This window comes from Streptomyces sp. NPDC024687, from assembly GCF_055559055.1.
This window is the reverse complement of the sequence record NZ_JBVHLJ010000009.1, coordinates 64,628-80,704: the sequence shown is the minus strand read 5'-3', so window position 1 is coordinate 80,704 and position 16,077 is coordinate 64,628. Positions and strand designations below refer to the sequence as shown.

General features: G+C 69.3%; 13 protein-coding genes and 1 pseudogene. 6 read left to right on the top strand and 8 right to left on the bottom strand.

Annotated elements, in window-relative coordinates:
* Window positions 1-43: 43 nt before the first annotated feature.
* On the bottom strand, window positions 44-466 hold the full coding sequence (locus ACZ39I_RS31110; RefSeq protein ID WP_467248205.1) for a hypothetical protein: 423 nt from the start codon (window positions 464-466) through the stop codon (window positions 44-46).
* Window positions 459-4,738, bottom strand: a pseudogene (locus ACZ39I_RS31105) (RICIN domain-containing protein). Before ACZ39I_RS31105 ends, ACZ39I_RS31110 begins: the two are co-directional and overlap by 8 nt.
* A gap of 722 nt (window positions 4,739-5,460) precedes the next feature.
* Between ACZ39I_RS31105 and glmS the strand changes: the two are divergent.
* Complete coding sequence (gene glmS, locus ACZ39I_RS31100; RefSeq protein WP_467248203.1) at window positions 5,461-7,308, top strand: glutamine--fructose-6-phosphate transaminase (isomerizing); 1,848 nt, start codon at window positions 5,461-5,463, stop codon at window positions 7,306-7,308.
* On the opposite strand, the gene ACZ39I_RS31095 is transcribed toward glmS, so the two are convergent.
* From ACZ39I_RS31095 to ACZ39I_RS31080, 4 genes are all read right to left on the bottom strand, one after another.
* The gene (locus tag ACZ39I_RS31095) at window positions 7,295-9,070 is read right to left on the bottom strand and encodes a M16 family metallopeptidase (RefSeq protein WP_467248202.1); all 1,776 of its coding nucleotides are present in this window, start codon (window positions 9,068-9,070) and stop codon (window positions 7,295-7,297) included. The two genes, glmS and ACZ39I_RS31095, sit on opposite strands and share 14 nt — an antisense overlap.
* Before the next feature lie 17 nt (window positions 9,071-9,087).
* Window positions 9,088-10,053 carry a hypothetical protein gene (locus tag ACZ39I_RS31090; RefSeq protein WP_467248200.1) on the bottom strand — a complete coding sequence of 322 codons (966 nt, stop codon included), beginning with the start codon at window positions 10,051-10,053 and terminating at the stop codon, window positions 9,088-9,090.
* Window positions 10,054-10,119: 66 nt separating this feature from the next.
* Complete coding sequence (locus tag ACZ39I_RS31085; protein ID WP_467248199.1) at window positions 10,120-10,308, bottom strand: DUF397 domain-containing protein; 189 nt, start codon at window positions 10,306-10,308, stop codon at window positions 10,120-10,122.
* Window positions 10,309-10,315: 7 nt separating this feature from the next.
* Window positions 10,316-11,149, bottom strand: coding sequence for a helix-turn-helix domain-containing protein (locus ACZ39I_RS31080; RefSeq protein WP_467248198.1), 834 nt, complete (start codon window positions 11,147-11,149; stop codon window positions 10,316-10,318).
* 174 nt (window positions 11,150-11,323) lie between these two features.
* On the opposite strand from ACZ39I_RS31080, the gene ACZ39I_RS31075 reads away from it, so the two are divergent.
* Window positions 11,324-11,737, top strand: coding sequence for an ATP-binding protein (locus ACZ39I_RS31075; RefSeq protein WP_467248197.1), 414 nt, complete (start codon window positions 11,324-11,326; stop codon window positions 11,735-11,737).
* Window positions 11,738-11,746: 9 nt separating this feature from the next.
* On the opposite strand, the gene ACZ39I_RS31070 is transcribed toward ACZ39I_RS31075, so the two are convergent.
* Window positions 11,747-12,370 carry a histidine phosphatase family protein gene (locus ACZ39I_RS31070; protein ID WP_467248196.1) on the bottom strand — a complete coding sequence of 208 codons (624 nt, stop codon included), beginning with the start codon at window positions 12,368-12,370 and terminating at the stop codon, window positions 11,747-11,749.
* Window positions 12,371-13,113: 743 nt separating this feature from the next.
* Here ACZ39I_RS31070 and ACZ39I_RS31065 point away from each other — a divergent pair.
* Complete coding sequence (locus tag ACZ39I_RS31065; RefSeq protein ID WP_467248195.1) at window positions 13,114-13,311, top strand: hypothetical protein; 198 nt, start codon at window positions 13,114-13,116, stop codon at window positions 13,309-13,311.
* Entirely contained in the window at window positions 13,308-13,679 is a 372-nt protein-coding gene (locus ACZ39I_RS31060; protein ID WP_390002629.1) for a holo-ACP synthase, read from the top strand. Before ACZ39I_RS31065 ends, ACZ39I_RS31060 begins: the two co-directional genes overlap by 4 nt.
* 67 nt (window positions 13,680-13,746) lie before the next feature.
* Here ACZ39I_RS31060 and ACZ39I_RS31055 read toward each other — a convergent pair whose 3' ends face one another.
* Window positions 13,747-14,037: a hypothetical protein gene (locus ACZ39I_RS31055; protein ID WP_467248192.1), complete on the bottom strand. Its 291-nt coding sequence runs from the start codon at window positions 14,035-14,037 to the stop codon at window positions 13,747-13,749.
* Between the two features lie 880 nt (window positions 14,038-14,917).
* On the opposite strand from ACZ39I_RS31055, the gene ACZ39I_RS31050 reads away from it, so the two are divergent.
* Both ACZ39I_RS31050 and ACZ39I_RS31045 read left to right on the top strand, forming a co-directional pair.
* Window positions 14,918-15,394 carry a DUF6531 domain-containing protein gene (locus tag ACZ39I_RS31050; RefSeq protein ID WP_467248190.1) on the top strand — a complete coding sequence of 159 codons (477 nt, stop codon included), beginning with the start codon at window positions 14,918-14,920 and terminating at the stop codon, window positions 15,392-15,394.
* A gap of 238 nt (window positions 15,395-15,632) precedes the next feature.
* Window positions 15,633-15,830: a hypothetical protein gene (locus tag ACZ39I_RS31045; protein ID WP_467248188.1), complete on the top strand. Its 198-nt coding sequence runs from the start codon at window positions 15,633-15,635 to the stop codon at window positions 15,828-15,830.
* The last annotated feature ends 247 nt before the right edge of the window (window positions 15,831-16,077 follow it).

Below are 16,077 nucleotides of genomic sequence, written 5' to 3'. Positions count from 1 at the left end.
GCCAAGCTGTGCTGGCTTCGGCGGGGCCTGACGAGCGGTTGGATTACGGTTGGTGGCCCTTCACGTGGACCGCGCTTCCATGCCCATGCGGATCCGGTACTTCAATCTCGAACCCCGCCGAGGTGAGGATTCCCAGAAGGGCAGCCTGCATGTGCTTGTGGACGGAGTTGTGGTGGCGGACGACCGGAGGTGGGTTGGAGTAGTCGATCCCTTTCGCGAAGAGATCGATAGCGGCATTCCTCAGCTCCGCATCCGTCTCCCAGTCCACATACACCCCGCCGTCGATGAAAGGCTCCACGTGTACTTCCGCCCCCATCTGGCTGTCCGGGTAACTGGTAAGGTCCCCCCGGTACACGGGAAGACCGGCACGCTCCAGTTCTCGGCACACCTCCTCGGCCAGCGCCTCGCGCTGAGAGATGACCTCCGGTGAAGCCTTCGGGTCCAGGTCGAACTCGGGTTCAGCCATGAGCCTCTCGTTCCTCGCTCCTCTGATCGTTCGTTGCAGAGCGTGCTGCACGTCCCCCACCGGCCTGTCTGACGTAACGGGCGAGCAGTTCCTCTGCCTCCTTGCGGAATTCGGGGCTATACGGGACCGACCAAGTGACCGGCGTTCCCGGCTTGAGAGCGTCGGTCAGAGCAGAGTCACACTTCGGGCAGGGTTGTCGCTCAGTGTAGAGAATGGTGATCTGCTTGGGGTCGAATCCCTTTGCTTTCAGCATGTCCAGGATCGCTGTCTCTGAGTGGCCGTCGAAGCCGCTGTTGGCGACCACGAAGTCACCGGTCTTGGGGTCGTTCCATCCCGGTACCTTTGCCACAGCGACGTTACGCTTCCCCGGGGGGTATCCGTTCTCCGTCCTGTACTTGTACGCAAGGTGGCTCATTTCATCGCTGTTGTAGGCGATCAACCCCGTAGGACAACCCTCGGCGGCCATGGTCGCCCGTACGGCCAGAGGCGCGCGGACCTTGGTACAGGTCTGGACGAGTTCGTCGAGTCCCTTGACGCCGATACGCAAGACGACGTCCTCCGCCAGGCCGAGGCCACGCAGGGCCTGATAGGCCTCGGTGAAGCCGATGCCGGTGCGCGCGGCGGCGTCCACCGCCCTGACGGCGTCCGCGATCGGCCGGAGTACCTTGCCCGCGAACAGGCTCGCGACGTCCACGGCCGCCCAGCCACAGCCACCCCAGCTTCCTGCCGCGCCGCCCGGGGTGAGCTTCTGGACGCACTTGATCCAGCTGCCGAAGAGGATGTCGATCGGGTCGATGTCCTTCTGGAACTCCGCGATCGTGATGGTGTGCGTGACCTCGGTGGAGAGTCCCTTCGTGGGGTACTCGCCGAGGTACGTCGTCGCACCGGAGGGGCAGGTGTACCGCTCCAGATCCAAGTCCTGCGCACTGCACATGTACAGATCGAGGACCGCCTTGAAGCGGATCTTCGAGGTCATCGTGCAGTCGCCGTCGTAGAAAAGCTTGTCCCACCAGCCGTCGCAGCCGTCCGTCTTCTTCAGGACTTCCGGTTTGCTGACGTTTTCGAAGTGGTCGATGGTGTAGAACATGCCGCCGATGAGCGCACCGGTCTCGTCGGGGACTGTGCCCGTCTCGATCTGCTGCGCGTTCTCCGCTCGCTCGGCCCTGTCGGCCGCCTCCTGGGCCTCCTTCGCGTACTTGTCGGCGTCCTTCGCCGCTTCTTCCGCCTCCGTCGCCGCCGCGTCCGCGCGGTCGGCCGCTGCTCGGGCGTCCTTCGCCGCCTGTTCGGCTTCCGCCGCGGCCGCGTGGGCCGCTTCCGCGTCGAGGGCGGCCTGGTCGGCTGAGGCTCGGGCCGAGGTGGCGTAGCCCTCGGCGCGGCCGGCTGCCGCGTCGGCGGCTGCCGCGTCCTCGGTGGCCTGGCGGTCGTACTCGACCGTGCGGGCCAGCGACTGCGTGGCCTTGGCGGCGGCGCTCGCCGCGTCGGCCGCGTATCCCAGGGCTTCCTTCGCGTAACCGCGGGCGTCCCTGGCGTAACCGGCGGCGTTGGCGGCGTGCTGGTAGGCGGCCTTGGCGTCGGCCGTCGCCTGGGCGGCGAGGGACTTGGCCGCGTCGGCCTCCGCCTGGGCGTTCTTGGCGTGGGCGTCGGCGACGGCCTTCTGCTGCTCGGCGATCGACTTCGATGCCTGCCCTGTCAGGACGACGAGGCTCGCGGCGGAGTCGGTGTCCACATAGGGGGAACCGAGCTGGATCGCATCGTTGGCCGGGTTGGCGACCTGCGCGGCCGCCTTCCCCGCGTCCACGGCCGCCTGCGCGGTGACGTGGGCGAAGCCCACGGCCTTCGCCGAGGCGGCCATGGCTTTGGCGACCTCCGCCCGCGCCGCGTTCGCCTGGGACTTGGCGGTCCTCGCGTGGGCTTCGGCCTCGGCAGCGAGCTGGACCGCCGTCTTAGCTTCGGAGGCGGCGTTCTGGGCGGCGGCGATCGACTCCGCCACGGCGGCGGTCGCGGTCCGCACTGCGGCGTCGGCCCTCAGCTTGGCGGCCTGGGCGGCGTCCGAGTTCGCGCGGGCCCGCTCGGCGGCGGCCTCGGCGCGGGTGGCGGCCGCGTCAGCTTCGGCCGCTGCCCGGGTCGCCGCGTCGGCCTCGGAGCGGGCCCGACCTGCGGCCGCCTCGGCATCGCTCGCGTGCCGGTCGGCCTCGTCGGCGGCGGCGCGCGCCGCGGTCGCCGCGTCGCCGGCGTCCAGCGACTGGGCGTAAGCCTCCTTGGCGTCGGCCTTGGCGCGGGTGGCGTCGGCCTTCTGCTCGGCCTCCCAGGCGTCGTCGCGTTTGGCCTTGGCGTTGTCTCGGGCCGTGACCGCGTCGTTCTTGCGCGCGACCGCGGTCTGCTCGGCGGCCTCGGCCTTCTTCTTGGAGTCCTGCGCGTTGGCAGCCTCCGCCTGGGCGTGCTGCTTGTGCTGGTTGGCCTCGGCCTGCTTGGCGGCGGCGGTCTCCTTCTCCGCCTTGGCCGTCTTCTCTTCGGCCTCGGCGGCCAGCCGCTTGGCGTGGGCGTCGGCCGCGGCAGCCTTGGCGTCACCCTCGGCCTTGAGGGTTTCGGTGAGCTTGGCCTCCGCCGTCTCCTTGTCCTTCTTGGCGTTGTCTCGGTGCAGTTTGGCCGCGTCTGCCGCGGCCTTCGCCTGCGCCTCGGCCGCCGCGGCGGCGGCCTTGCGGAACTCGGCCTTCGACTGTGCCGCCTGTGCCAGCGCCCGCTGAGTGATCGTCTTGCTGTTCCCGGCGGAGGCCCGGGTGGCCGCCTCGGCGGTCTCAGCGGCCTTCGCCAGGGCCTCCAGCCCGGCCACGGCCCCCTTCGTCACCTGGGCCTTCTGCTGACCCACCAGCAGTCCTCGGCCGCGCGGGGCGCCACCCGCGTCCGCGATCCGGTAGGCGGCCTGCTCGGCGGCCTCACTCGCGGTGGCGGCCTTCTTCGCCGCGGCCAACTGTGCCTTGATGGCGTCGAGTTGCTTCTTCGCCTGGGTCTGCGCCGCGGTGATGCCCGCCTTGGCCTGGTCGAACTGGGCCTTGTCCGGGTAGCTCAGGCTGTCTGTGCCGTTGTGGCCCTTGGGGACGATCCGGAACTTCTGCGGATTGGTGCCGTTGCACGTCCACAGCCACGAGTCCTGACTGTTGTCGAAGGTGTGCAGGTCCAGGCACTTGTCCGTGACGACGTTGCGGAGCTCGCCCGCGGCGCGGACGTCGAAGGTCCACTGCTGGGCCTTACTGCCGTTGCAGGTCCAGATCTGGATCTTCGTGCCGTTGGCGGGATTGCTGCTCTGGACGTCGAGGCACTTCTGGGAGTTGACGTTGACCAGGGCGTAGGCGTCACCGGACGCTTCCCATCGCCACTGCTGTCCCGCGGTGTTGTTGCAGGTGTACAGCTGTACGGGGGTGCCGTCGGTCTCCTTCGCACCGGCCACGTCGAGGCATTTGCCCTGAGCCGCCTCGACCTGGATGACCGCCGGGGAGTCACCGATCCAGCCGAGGCCACCGGGGGACCAGTAGTCCTGCCAGCGGGCCAGGTGATCGGCGATCCAGGACTGGCCGAGCAGATCGGCCATCGACTCGGCGCTCTGGGTCAGCGCTGTCGTGGCGTCACGGTTGGCGGTGAGGATCTGGTTGCGCTGGGCGGCCTGGGAGGCGATCTCCTGCTGCCACTCCGCCGCGGCGGTGTCCTCCACCTGGCGAAGCGTCTTGTTCGGGTCGATCGGGTCCTGCCACCCGCAGGACGCGAAGCGGGTCTTCATGTCCTCGACGGCGATGCGGTACTCGACAGTGCCCGGCTGAGGGGCGGTACGAGGGAAGCCACCGGAGGCCAGGAAGAGACGGGCGTCGTCGGCGCCCTTGCCGCGGTAGGAATCGAACATCGCCTCGAACGCATTCTGTTCGTAGTACTGCCGATTCTGCTCCTCGGCTGGGAGTGACGGGTCGTAGGGCTTTTCGCCGTAGAGCGGTGAACCGAGTCCTCGCCGTCGTGGACGCCGGGCACCCACTTGAACTCGATGTCGCTGAACCCGCCCGGGGTCTCCAGACCGTGGACGGGCTTCTCCCAGGCGTTTCGTTTCGCGTGGAGGCGCTCCCAGTTGGCCTTCCAGGCGCTCTCGTCCTTCTCGTGGGCCTGACGCAGGGGACCGTCGAACGCGCCGTCCATGGTGGCGAGTTCGCGTAGTTTCTGCGGCGTCTGGTTCAGGGCGTCCTGAGCGAAGCCGTACATGCCGGGTCCACCCAGGCGTACGGCGTCGGCCATCAGGCACTGGTCGAACCGCAGCTGTTCGTCGGTCGTGGTCTCGAACCAGTCGTCCGGCCTGTCACTGGAGCTGGTCGAGGCATCACCCGCGAGGAGTCCCGCGAGCTCGGGTCGCACAGCGAGTGTGGCCAGCACAGCGACCGCACTCAGAAGAAGAACGACACGGGCGAAGAGCCCTTGCCTTCCCGACGCCGGGGTCAGGAAGGCAGGTGGTCTGGAACGCAAGAGCGCATCCCTTTCGTCGCAAGGAACCGACCGGGAGCCTGCCGATGGCGGCTCAAGGGTTGTGGAGACTGGCGAGTTGGCCTACCCCGGCGTCAGGGACGCCTGGGGCAGGCGGGCGTGGGACACGCGGATGGCAGGTATTGCGGCACAGAAGTCCCTCCCCCGTAGCGACACCGTTCCCCCGGTCGCTGACTGACGTGCACGCACTCCGGATTGGTCATGGTCCGGTCAAGCGCGGGTTACTTTAGGCAGCTTCCCCGCGGTGTGGGCAAGAGCTTTCCGCTGCCTGGCGCAAAGCCACCCCAAGTCTGGAGCGGTCACACGGAGGGTGCCTGCCCTGTGGGCGCAAGGGAAGCCTGTGTTCTTTCTGTGGCGATTCAGTGAGGGCCGTTGGGGTGGAGTGGATCGAGTTGGCTCGATCCCGCCCCCGCCGCAATATCCGGAATCGGGCACGAAGTGCCGTGTTCCGGCGGCTTCCGGCCCCTAGGCTGCCGCGCATGTGCGGAATCGTGGGATACGTGGGGTCGCAGTCGGCGCTCGATGTCGTGATGGCCGGGCTGAAGCGGCTGGAGTACCGGGGGTACGACTCGGCGGGTGTCGTCGTGGCGGCGGACGGCGGGCTGGCGGCGGCGAAGAAGGCCGGGAAGCTGGTGAATCTGGAGAAGGAGCTGGTCGACCGGCCGTTGCCGGCGGGGCTCACCGGTATCGGGCACACCCGGTGGGCCACGCACGGCGGGCCGACCGACGCCAACGCGCACCCTCATCTGGACAATGCCGGCCGGGTCGCGGTCGTCCACAACGGGATCATCGAGAACTTCGCCGCGCTGCGGGCCGAGTTGGAGGAGCGGGGGCACGCGCTCGCCTCCGAGACCGACACCGAGGTCGTCGCGCACCTGCTGGCCGAGGAGTTCTCGGCGACGGCCGACCTCGCGGAGGCGATGCGGCTGGTGTGCCGGCGGCTGGAGGGGGCGTTCACCCTGGTGGCCGTGCACGCCGACGAACCGGACGTCGTCGTGGGTGCCCGGCGGAACTCGCCGCTGGTGGTCGGCGTCGGCGAGGGCGAGGCGTTTCTCGCCTCCGATGTCGCCGCGTTCATCGCCCACACCCGCTCCGCGATCGAGCTCGGTCAGGACCAGGTCGTCGAGCTGCGCCGGGACGGGGTGACCGTCACCGGGTTCGACGGCCGCCCTGCCGACGTCCAGCCGTACCACGTCGACTGGGACGCCTCAGCCGCGGAAAAGGGTGGCTACGACTACTTCATGCTCAAGGAGATCGCCGAGCAGCCGAAGGCGGTCGCCGACACGCTGCTCGGCCGTATCGACGCGGCCGGCTCCCTCACGCTGGACGAGGTCCGGATCTCCGACGCCGAGCTGCGGGAGGTGGACAAGGTCGTCATCGTGGCCTGCGGTACGGCCTTCCACGCGGGAATGATCGCCAAGTACGCCATCGAGCACTGGACCCGGATCCCCTGCGAGGTGGAGCTGGCCAGCGAGTTCCGCTACCGGGACCCGATCCTGGGGCCACGGTCCCTCGTGATCGCCATCTCCCAGTCCGGCGAGACCATGGACACGCTCATGGCGCTACGGCACGCCCGCGAGCAGGGTTCCAAGGTGCTGGCGATCTGCAACACCAACGGGTCGACGATCCCCCGGGAGTCGGACGCGGTGCTGTACACGCACGCGGGGCCCGAGGTCGCCGTGGCGTCGACGAAGGCGTTCCTGACACAGCTCGTGGCCTGTTACCTGGTCGCGCTGTACCTGGGGCAGGTGCGGGGGACCAAGTGGGGCGACGAGATCTCCGCCGTCGTCCGGGACCTCGCGCAGATCTCCGGTGAGGTCGATCGGGTGCTGGAGACGATGGAGCCGGTCCGGGCGCTGGCGCGGTCGCTGGCCGACAAGAAGACCGTGCTGTTCCTCGGGCGGCACGTCGGGTATCCGGTCGCGCTGGAGGGCGCGCTCAAGCTCAAGGAACTCGCCTACATGCACGCTGAGGGCTTCGCGGCGGGGGAGCTGAAGCACGGGCCGATCGCCCTGATCGAGGAGGACCTGCCGGTCGTGGTGGTCGTGCCCTCGCCCCGGGGCCGGTCGGTGATCCACGACAAGCTCGTGTCCAACATCCAGGAGATCAGGGCCAGGGGAGCGCGGACCATCGTGATCGCGGAGGAGGGGGACGAGGCGGTGGTGCCGTACGCGGATCACCTCATCCGGATCCCGGCCACGCCGACCCTGCTGCAGCCGCTGGTGGCGACCGTGCCGCTGCAGGTGTTCGCGTGCGAGCTGGCCACCGCCCGGGGCAACGAGGTGGACCAGCCCCGGAACCTGGCGAAGTCGGTCACTGTGGAGTAGTCGGCTGCCCGGTCAGGTACAGGTTGCGGGCGGCGCGGATCAGCCAGAACTCCAGCACGCATCCGGCGATGACGGGCAATCTGATCGAGGGTTCCTGGATTCCGTTGACCAGGAAGGTGACGAGGAGCACGGGCCACACCGTGGCCAGCGCGGCCACGAGGACGAAGCGGCCCGACACCCGCCCGGCCGCCCTCGCCCCCCGGCCGCCTTCGCTCTGCTTGGGCCCGTCCGCCGGGGTCCGCGGGTCGGGGACCGTCCGTTCGCCCGGCTGAGGTATCTCCTTCGCCGGACGGGCCGGGAGGGGGACGACCGCGGTGGCGGGAACCGCCTTGTCCAGTACGGCGATCCGCTCGGCCGTGACGTCCCCGAAAAGGGTCGGCTCCACGGCCACGCGGAAGCCGTCGAGGCCGGTCAGGCGCCGGGCCCCGTCGGGGCGGGTGGTCATCGCGGCGCAGTCGTCGTACCGCACGGTGACCAGGCCGCCCGGCGTCGACAGCGTCACGCCCGCCACCCCGATGATCAGCGTGACGTCGTCGTCCTCCAGGGAGGGGTGCAGGGTGCCGGAGACCCCGGACGGCGAGAAGTGCGGGGCGCGGGTGAGGCCGGCCCAGTCGGCACTCTCGGTCGGTATCTGGAGCAGCCCGCCGTCCCACGCCTCGCGGGCGACCTCGCGCAGGTCGGCGACGCCGACCGCCTCGAGTTCGGCCCGGTACTGCTCGGGAGCCAGGATCCGGTGGCCGGTCAGCAGGCTGAGCGCGTACGACGGCAGCAGCGCCGCACCGAGGTCGGGGGTGTCGTACGACTTGAGCAACTTCCCGCGCGCGGAGTCCAGTTCGGCCTGCTCGATACGGCCGGCGCGCAGCCGGGCGAAGGCGTCGACGAACCCGCCCACCGCGGCGTCCTGCTTGTGCGGCAGCGCGTCGGCGTACGCGGTGAGGGTGGCGAAGTCGGGGTCGCGCGGGGAGTAGTCGGCCTCAGCCGAGTACGAGTAGCCGCCCTTCTGACGCAGGTCCTGGAAGAGGGCGCGGCCCAGCACCTCGGCGAACACGGCGGCCGCGGTGGAGCGGCGCAGGACGGAGGTGAAGACGAGGTGGCCGTCTTCGCCGCGGAAGTACGCCGGCGTGACGGGAAGCGCGCCGGTCGCGGCCGGGGTCGGGAAGCGGCGGCCGGCGGGCAGGGTGAGGTCGAGGCCGTCCGGCACGCGGTCCGCGCTGAGGAACAGCACGGCGTTGTCCCGGGTGAAGCGGGTCTCGGCCCAGTGCCGCACCTGGTCGGCCGTCACGCTCCGGGTGCCGAGTTCGTCGTAGCCGGCCAGGCCGTAGCCCTGGGCACCGTAACGCCAGGGCGGCATCGAGGACGTGGGACCCTTCCCGCGGCTGCCCGCCTCCGTGCGCAGGATCTCCTTCTCCGTCTCCAGCCGGTCCATGGGGAGGTCGCGCAGGGCCGCGCAGACGCTGTTGAGGTACGTGACGACCTCCTCCTCGTCGCCGGTGACGTGGAAGAGGGTGTACGTGTCCGCCGTGGCCCCGTTGTAGTGCAGGTCGGACAGGCCCAGGCGGTACAGGGCGAGGTGCTCCACGAGATGCGTGATGCCGGAGGTGGGCAGGGTCTCGTCGGCGTGGCCCACCCGGAAGGTGAGACCGGCGGTGATCGGGCCCGGGCGCGGGGAGAAGAGGGTGGGGATGCCGTGGACGGTGGTGTGGCGGACGAGGCCGTCGAGGGCGTCCAGTTCCGGGGCGGCCGAGTGTTCGTGCGTGGTCATGTCGGGTGTCGCCTTCCTCAGCGCGTCGCCGACGCGGCGGTGCGGTACTCCGTGAACCGGGTCTTCCAGCCGGGCAGCTTCCGCCAGACGGACTCGGACACCGTGTCGCCCAGGGCGGCGAAGTGCCGGGCGGCGTCGCCGAGATGGCCGCCGAGGGAGAAGGCCAGGGCGAAGGCGCTGTGGCTCTCGGTCCCGTGCCAGTCGCGGCGGTGGTCGGGGTGCAGGACGGACGCGCGGGCGGCGCGGCGCAGTTCGTCGCGGACCGCTACGTCCCGCAGGTACTCGGTGGCCTCGGCGGTGTCCTGGTGGTCCTGGTGGTCCGCCCAGTGCTCGATGTGCGCCTCGGCGACCAGGACGCCGGCGTGTGATCCCTCCGGCGCGGCGCTCACGCACTCCTGGGCGAAGCCGTGAGCGGCCTCCCAGGAACCGCCCCACTCGGGGCACAACTGTTGCAGCAGGTGCGACTGCGCGCGGAAGTGGTGCGGGTGGTGCTCCGTGAGCCGGTCGTAGCGCCGCCGGGCCTCGGACTGCCCCAGCACCAGCCCACGGGCGGTCGCCAGCCGGGCGGTCCACGCCGGGACGTACGCCGGCTGCTCCGCACACACCTCGATCAGCAGCCGCTCCGCCTTGCGCAGCCAGTCGCGGGACTGCTCGGCCTGGTCCCACGAGAGGTCCTCGGCGAGGCCCCGGCCGCGGGCCCGCCAGCCGAGGTGGATGTACCGCTCGGCGAGAAGCGTGCGGGGGAGTGGGTCGGTGGGCTCTGCTTTCGCCGCCTTCTCCAGGTACCACTCGGTCCGGTCGACCCCGGCGAGGAGCGCCGCCGCGAAGGAGACATCCACGGGGGAGGAGATCTCCTCGAAGAACGCCCGCGTGGCCACCCAGTCCCCGTCCCACGCGGCGGTGCGGAGCGGTTCGAGTCCGGGCACCGCGGCGAACGGGTCGGTCACCGGTGGTGTGGTCCCGCCGACAGTACTTTCGCCCATACGACGGTCCCCCTGGCCTGGCCGATACGCGGTGCTGCGCAGGCTAGCAGGAGGGGTTACGCGGGGTTACTGAGTTATGGGGGTGGTCTTGAGGGCGTCGATGAAGGCGGTGAAGGTGGGGGTGGGGAGGGTGAGGGTGGCTCGGGTGGGGGCTTTGGAGTCGCGGATGGATACGTGGGTGGGGGAGTCGGCTATCTCGACGCATTCGTTGCCGTCGCCCTCGCCCGAGTATGAAGACTTCTGCCAGTGGTCCATGAAGGGCTCACAGCTCCTTTGCCAGCCTGTGGATGAAGTCGCGGGACTCGTTCGGTTCGAGTGATACGGCCTCCACCATATGGAAGCGAGTCCGGTAAATGTTGAGTTGCGCCTCGGAGTCGATGAGGACCGAGCCATGAGGCGCGTCTCGTACCACGGTGTCCAGCTTGGGCAGAGGGCCACCCGCGTACGTCATCGTGCTGGAAGCGGCAAAGCCGTCCAGGTCGAACGGAACGGCTCGCAAGGTGACGTGCTCCGCTTCGGAGAGTTCAAGGAGCCGTGTGAGCTGGGCCTTTGAGGTGGCGCGATCTTTGACTCTGATGCGAAGCGCCGCCTCATGTACCAGTGCCTGGTATGGGATGGCGATCTTCTGGCGCGCCTTGCGGTGCTGGATGCGCAGCTCAAGCTCTTCATGAGGGAGTTCGGGCAGCCTGGACGAGAAGACGGCACGGGCGTAGCCCTCCGTCTGCAACAGGCCCGGCACATACAGGACGGCTACGTGGTGCAGGAACCGGGCATGGTGCTCCAGTTCCGACAAGTCGAGGAAGGGCGTGGGCAGCAGGCCCCGGTACTTCTCCCACCAGCCGCGCGTCCGGTCGGTGGCCATTGAGATCAGGGCTTCGATGAACTCCTGGTCGGTGCAGGCGTAGTGGGAGGCGAGGCGGCGCACCCGCTGCTCGCTCACGCCGGTGATGCCGGATTCGATGTGGGTGATCTGAACCCGGTTCACTCCTAGCAGTGCCGCGGCCTCGATGGTGGTCAGCCCCGCAGCTTCACGGAGCCTTCGGAGTTCGACCCCGAGGCGCATCTGACGTGCGGTTGGTTCGCGCCTCTGGACCATCTACTGCTCCTCGTTCGGGGGCGGACTACGCGATCGCCTTGCTCCGACATACATGTTACCCCTACTGTCGGTGACGCAACGAACACGCTACGGAAGCGCACCGCTCCGCCCTGCCATGGCGACCGCGGCACTGCCACCGGAGCCAATCCCCCTCCAAGTGAACGGAGTTGACGTATGCCCGAAAACGGGCCCGAACCCTGGGAGTACACCCTGTACATCCCCAACGACCTCCGAGCCGTCACCGTCGCTCGCCGCACCCTCCGCCTGATCCTCACCCTGCACGGCCTGATCCGCCTGACCGACACCGCGGAGCTGCTCGCGGCAGAGTTGGTCTCGAACGCCGTACGCCATACGAAAGGGCCGGCCGCACTGCGAGTGCGCTGGTCGGCCGGCGTGCTGCGGATCGGGGCGTGGGACGCGTGCCCCGAACCTCCCGAACCGCCGGGGGAGTTCGACCTGTTGGGGGAGGCGGAGGAGGGGAGGGGGCTGGCGCTGGTGCGGGCCTGCGCGGATCTGTGGGGGTGGCAGCCGCTGGCCCGGCACGGTAACCGGGGGAAGTGCGTGTGGTGCGAGCTGGCCGCGGCCTGACCGGCACGGTTAGACGTGTGACTCGTCAGGGAAGCCGGTCCAGCGCAGCTCGGTGGGCAGGTGTCTCATGTCGTTGGAGACAAGCACGGAGGCCGCTCGGCCGGGCGCGTATCGGATGACCGTGAGTGCCGCGTTCGCGTGGTTGAGGCCGAGCCAGCGCCACTTCGGGGCGTGCAGGGCGTCCCGGACGAGCCAGGCGACGAGGAAGTTGTGGGTGACGACCAACTCGTGGCGGTCCTCCTCGCCGTCCACCGGTCCGGTGAACAGGTCGAGTGCCTGACGCGCCAGCACGGCACCCTGCTCCCGTTCCTCGGCGGTGGTGTCGGCGAGGAAGCGGAGGTAGAAGTCCGCTGATTCGGGCGGGAGTTCGTTCTTCTGGGGGACGTAGGGCACGTAGTCCCCCGCGACTTCCGAAGTGAGTAGGGGAAGGTCCTTCAGCTGGTCGTGGATCAGTCGGGCCGTCTGTGCCGCGCGCGGCAGCGGGCCGTGGTGAACGGCTGTAAGGGGGATGTCCTGAAGGCGTCGGCCGAGCAGTGTGGCCTGCTGTCGGCCCGCCGGGGTCAGCCCGCTCTCGTCCGGCAACGCCTCGCCGTGCCGGGCGAGATAGAGGTAACGGGTGGCTGTGCCGGTCATCGCAGGCTCCCTCTGTGAGCGATCTCCTGGACCTGTATACCTGGCGTGATCACGGTCACTTTGGCCTGGGGAAAGAAGGCGAGGCCCTTGCGGGCTGCGTAAAGGCCGCATAAAACTCTCTTCGCTCTTGGTTCCTGAACGTGGGAGGTCCCGTGCGTCCGGCACGTCCGCTCGGTGTCCCTGCCGCCTTCGGGCTGGCCATGGTCGTGACTGTGTTGTGTGTGGGCGGATGCTCGGCAGATCCCGAGAGGGCGGACCGTTCGCCGGCCAGCTCGCAGTCTCCGACGGAGGATGCCCTGAACGCCAAGCCCTCCCTGTCCCCCTCTCCGAGCGAATCCCCCTCCGCGTCCGCCACGCCTTCGCCCTCCCCCACGTCCACGCCGACGCGGCGGGCCCGGACTTCCTCGTCCCAGGTGGGTGGGTCCGGCGGATCAACCGGTGCCGGTAGTTCCGGTACGACGGGCGCTGGTTCGGGGGACGGCTCCGGCACCGTTCCCCAGAACCCCAACCGCGGCCAGAATCCTCCGCCCGCACCGCCCCGGCCGTCCCCCACTCCGGAGTGGACTTCCGGCGCGTGGCAGCCCGGCGGCCCTGTGGAGACGACCGCTCCGGTAATGACACCCAGTCAGGGCTGACCCGCGAGGGGAACGTTTCGGTGCCGCTCGAAAGGGTGAACGTACTCCGGGTTTTCGGATGGGCCGGTCGGTGATCGATCGGAAGGCGAGGCCGAGGGGATCCTCTCCGTGCTGGAGGTGCGCGGCATCCCCGTGACCGGCCGGGTGCGCGAGCGCATCACCAACTGCACCGATCTCGACCGCATGGACACCTGGCTGGAGCGTTCCCGCACGGTCGAGCGGGCCGAGGACCTGTTCGACGACGACGGAAGTGCCGACAAGCCGATCCGTGACCGGCGCCGAACGGATCGTAGAGTGCCCGGATGAGCATCATCGGGGTCGGTATCGACGTAGCCGAGATCGAGCGGTTCGCGGCGTCGCTGGAGCGTACGCCCGGCCTGGCCCAACGGCTGTTCCGGGACGACGAGTTGCTGCTGCCCGGCGGGGAGCGGCGGGGTGTCGCCTCGCTGGCGGCGCGCTTCGCCGCCAAAGAGGCCCTGGCGAAGGCGCTCGGGGCCCCCGCGGGCCTGCACTGGACGGACGCCGAGGTCTACGTCGAGGACAGCGGCCGGCCGCGGCTTCGGGTGACCGGGACGGTCGCGGCGCGGGCGGCGGAACTCGGGGTGCGGTCCTGGCACGTGTCGCTCAGCCATGACGCCGGGGTTGCGTCGGCGGTGGTGATCGCGGAGGGATGACGAACGGGCGCGGGGCGGCGGGCGTTTGCTCAGGCCGCGTTGTCGTGGCGGACGCGGGCGACCGTGTTCAAGCGGCCTGGTCCCACTCCGCGTAGACCTCCTCCTCGGCCTGCGGGTCGTCGTCACCGCCGCTCAAGACGTGCTTCTCGCGGGCGCGCAGCACGGCCCAGAGCAGGGCGGAGACGACCGTGGCGTACCAGGGCAGCGGCCACAGGGTCTGCCACCAGGAGGTGCGTGGGGCGACGGTGAGATCGACGGCGGCCGTGGCCATGCCGGCACCCAGGCTCCAGCACAGCAGGCGCGCGGCCCAGCGGACTGCCAGGGCGAGGGACCGGAGGGAGCTGTCCGGATCGGTCATCGCGGGAAAGTCCTCCACGGCATGGGCGACGGCCACGGCTGGGGCTGCGCTCGCTGAACGCCCACAGTGTGCATTTCGTGAAAGGCCGTGCACAGGGGCGTTCTGTGGCGGACGGGCCATCTGAGACAGTTTCAGGTTCGGGCATATGCCAGCAACTGCGCGATCGAACCTGGTAAGCGCTTCCTCGAACATGGTACGGCGACGGCAAAAGATGGCTCAAAGTCGCCGAGCAGGAGGCCTGGGCGGCGCGCTGACCTGGAAGGGAATGTTCTTTCGGGCATCTGAATTGCCCTGACCCTGGCCGGAATTGATCATTCCTCGCCTCCTCCGGGGTAGTTGCTGGGCATTCATCCCTGTATCTCCCTGATAACAGGTAGGGCCGATTCCGGCTCGCATGGCAGGCAGCTTCATGGGCACGGCGAGTTCATTTGCGTGCTCCTTGTGACAACTTGTGCGGCACCTGTGACCGCTGGGGTCACTGGTTCTGACTTCCTGTGGGGGGAAGCTGATGCATTCGCGTGCCGCACGCACGCTGTCTCGGCGTGCCCGGAGATCACCCAGAATCGCTCTCACCGCCGCCTTCGCCACGGCCGCGTTGGTGGTGGCCGCCGCGCCCGGTCTGGCGGCCACTCCCAAACCCGAACTGCCCACGCCGGAAAGCCCGTGGACGAGGCCGACGAAGGTCGACGTCCCGGCCACCCCGGCCGGCGTGACGAAGGCGCCCGCCTCCAGGGCCGAGGCGCCACGCCACCGTCCGAGGTCACCGCCTGGCGGACGGCACAGAAAGCCCGTACCTCCCAGGGGGCGACCGCGGCCGGGGCGGCCGGTGCCGCTGTCGCCGCCGAGATCCCCCCCGTACGTCCCCGAGGGCCAGGGTCAGGTGCCCTGGCACCGCCTCCTCGACACCCGCCTGAGCGATTCCGTGGTCGCGCGGACGAACCTGTCCAACGGCAACCTGATGCTCGCCGCCACCGACTTCGACATCGCCGGCGTCGGCCAGAAGCTCCGGCTGGCACGGACGTACAACAGCCTCGAAGCCCCCTGGGGCAAGGTCTCGCAGCGCTGGTGGCAGGAGTACGAGCGTTACCTCCAGATCAGCGACACCGAGGTCGACGTCTTCGACGCCACCGGCGCAGGGCTGCGGTTCAAGGAGACCAGCACCGGCGGCTTCACGACCCCGACCGGCTACTCCAAGGACCTGACGAAGAACGCGGACGGCACGTACAGCCTCACCGACCGCAAGTCCGGCAGCCGCGACACCTACGACCATGCGGCGGCTTCGAGGGCCAGCGCTGCACCGCCAAGGACGGCAACGGCAAGGTCACCTCGTTCACCTACGACGACGAGGGCAACCTGAAGAAGGTCACCCCGCCCGCACCGCTGGGCGCGACCTCGTACACCTACGACGAACTGGGCCGCGTCGAGACGGCGACGGACGGGCGTGGCATCAAGACCGTCTACGGGTACGACACCCGCGACCGCGTGAAGACGGTCTCCTCGACGCGGGCGGCGACTTCATCAACAACAGCGACCCCACAGGTCTCGTCGCATGGGCGAAATACGGTAAGGCCTGCTTGCAGGGCGGAGCGCAATCGGTGGTGGTCGGTCTCTTCACCGGCGCGTCGGGAACGGGCGTGGGAGCCGTCGGCGCCTTCGCGGGTGGCTGTGCAACCGACGTCGGTCTGGAGGTTCTGGCCGATTACGGGGGCGAAGACGGTTCGTCGGCATCTCAGGCGATAGACGTGGTCACGAAAGCCAAGGACGTCGTCGACGTCGCCAAGGCTGTGCTCTGACATTCATCCACCGGGAGGCGAGGGGTTCTGCCCTCGCCTCCCCCGGTAAAGGAGGATCAGGTGAACGGATTCGGTCTCGTTGTACTCATCGTCATAGTGGCAGCGGTGGCTGCGCTGGGCATGTGGCTGCAGGGCACGGGATTCCGTGACTATCTGCGTCGTAGGCGTGGAGAGAGGTGAGTGGGGCCGCCTGGCCGACGCTTCTCGGCATCTCCGCCACCGTGGTCCTCTTCGTGCTGATCTACAT

Bases quoted from the DNA above. Each gene is read 5' to 3' on its own strand.
- ACZ39I_RS31110 (WP_467248205.1), bottom strand. From the start codon at position 466: ATGGCTGAACCCGAGTTCGACCTGGACCCGAAGGCTTCACCGGAGGTC.
- glmS (WP_467248203.1), top strand. From the start codon at position 5,461: ATGTGCGGAATCGTGGGATACGTGGGGTCGCAGTCGGCGCTCGATGTC.
- ACZ39I_RS31095 (WP_467248202.1), bottom strand. From the start codon at position 9,070: ATGACCACGCACGAACACTCGGCCGCCCCGGAACTGGACGCCCTCGAC.
- ACZ39I_RS31090 (WP_467248200.1), bottom strand. From the start codon at position 10,053: ATGGGCGAAAGTACTGTCGGCGGGACCACACCACCGGTGACCGACCCG.
- ACZ39I_RS31085 (WP_467248199.1), bottom strand. From the start codon at position 10,308: ATGGACCACTGGCAGAAGTCTTCATACTCGGGCGAGGGCGACGGCAAC.
- ACZ39I_RS31080 (WP_467248198.1), bottom strand. From the start codon at position 11,149: ATGGTCCAGAGGCGCGAACCAACCGCACGTCAGATGCGCCTCGGGGTC.
- ACZ39I_RS31075 (WP_467248197.1), top strand. From the start codon at position 11,324: ATGCCCGAAAACGGGCCCGAACCCTGGGAGTACACCCTGTACATCCCC.
- ACZ39I_RS31070 (WP_467248196.1), bottom strand. From the start codon at position 12,370: ATGACCGGCACAGCCACCCGTTACCTCTATCTCGCCCGGCACGGCGAG.
- ACZ39I_RS31060 (WP_390002629.1), top strand. From the start codon at position 13,308: ATGAGCATCATCGGGGTCGGTATCGACGTAGCCGAGATCGAGCGGTTC.
- ACZ39I_RS31055 (WP_467248192.1), bottom strand. From the start codon at position 14,037: ATGACCGATCCGGACAGCTCCCTCCGGTCCCTCGCCCTGGCAGTCCGC.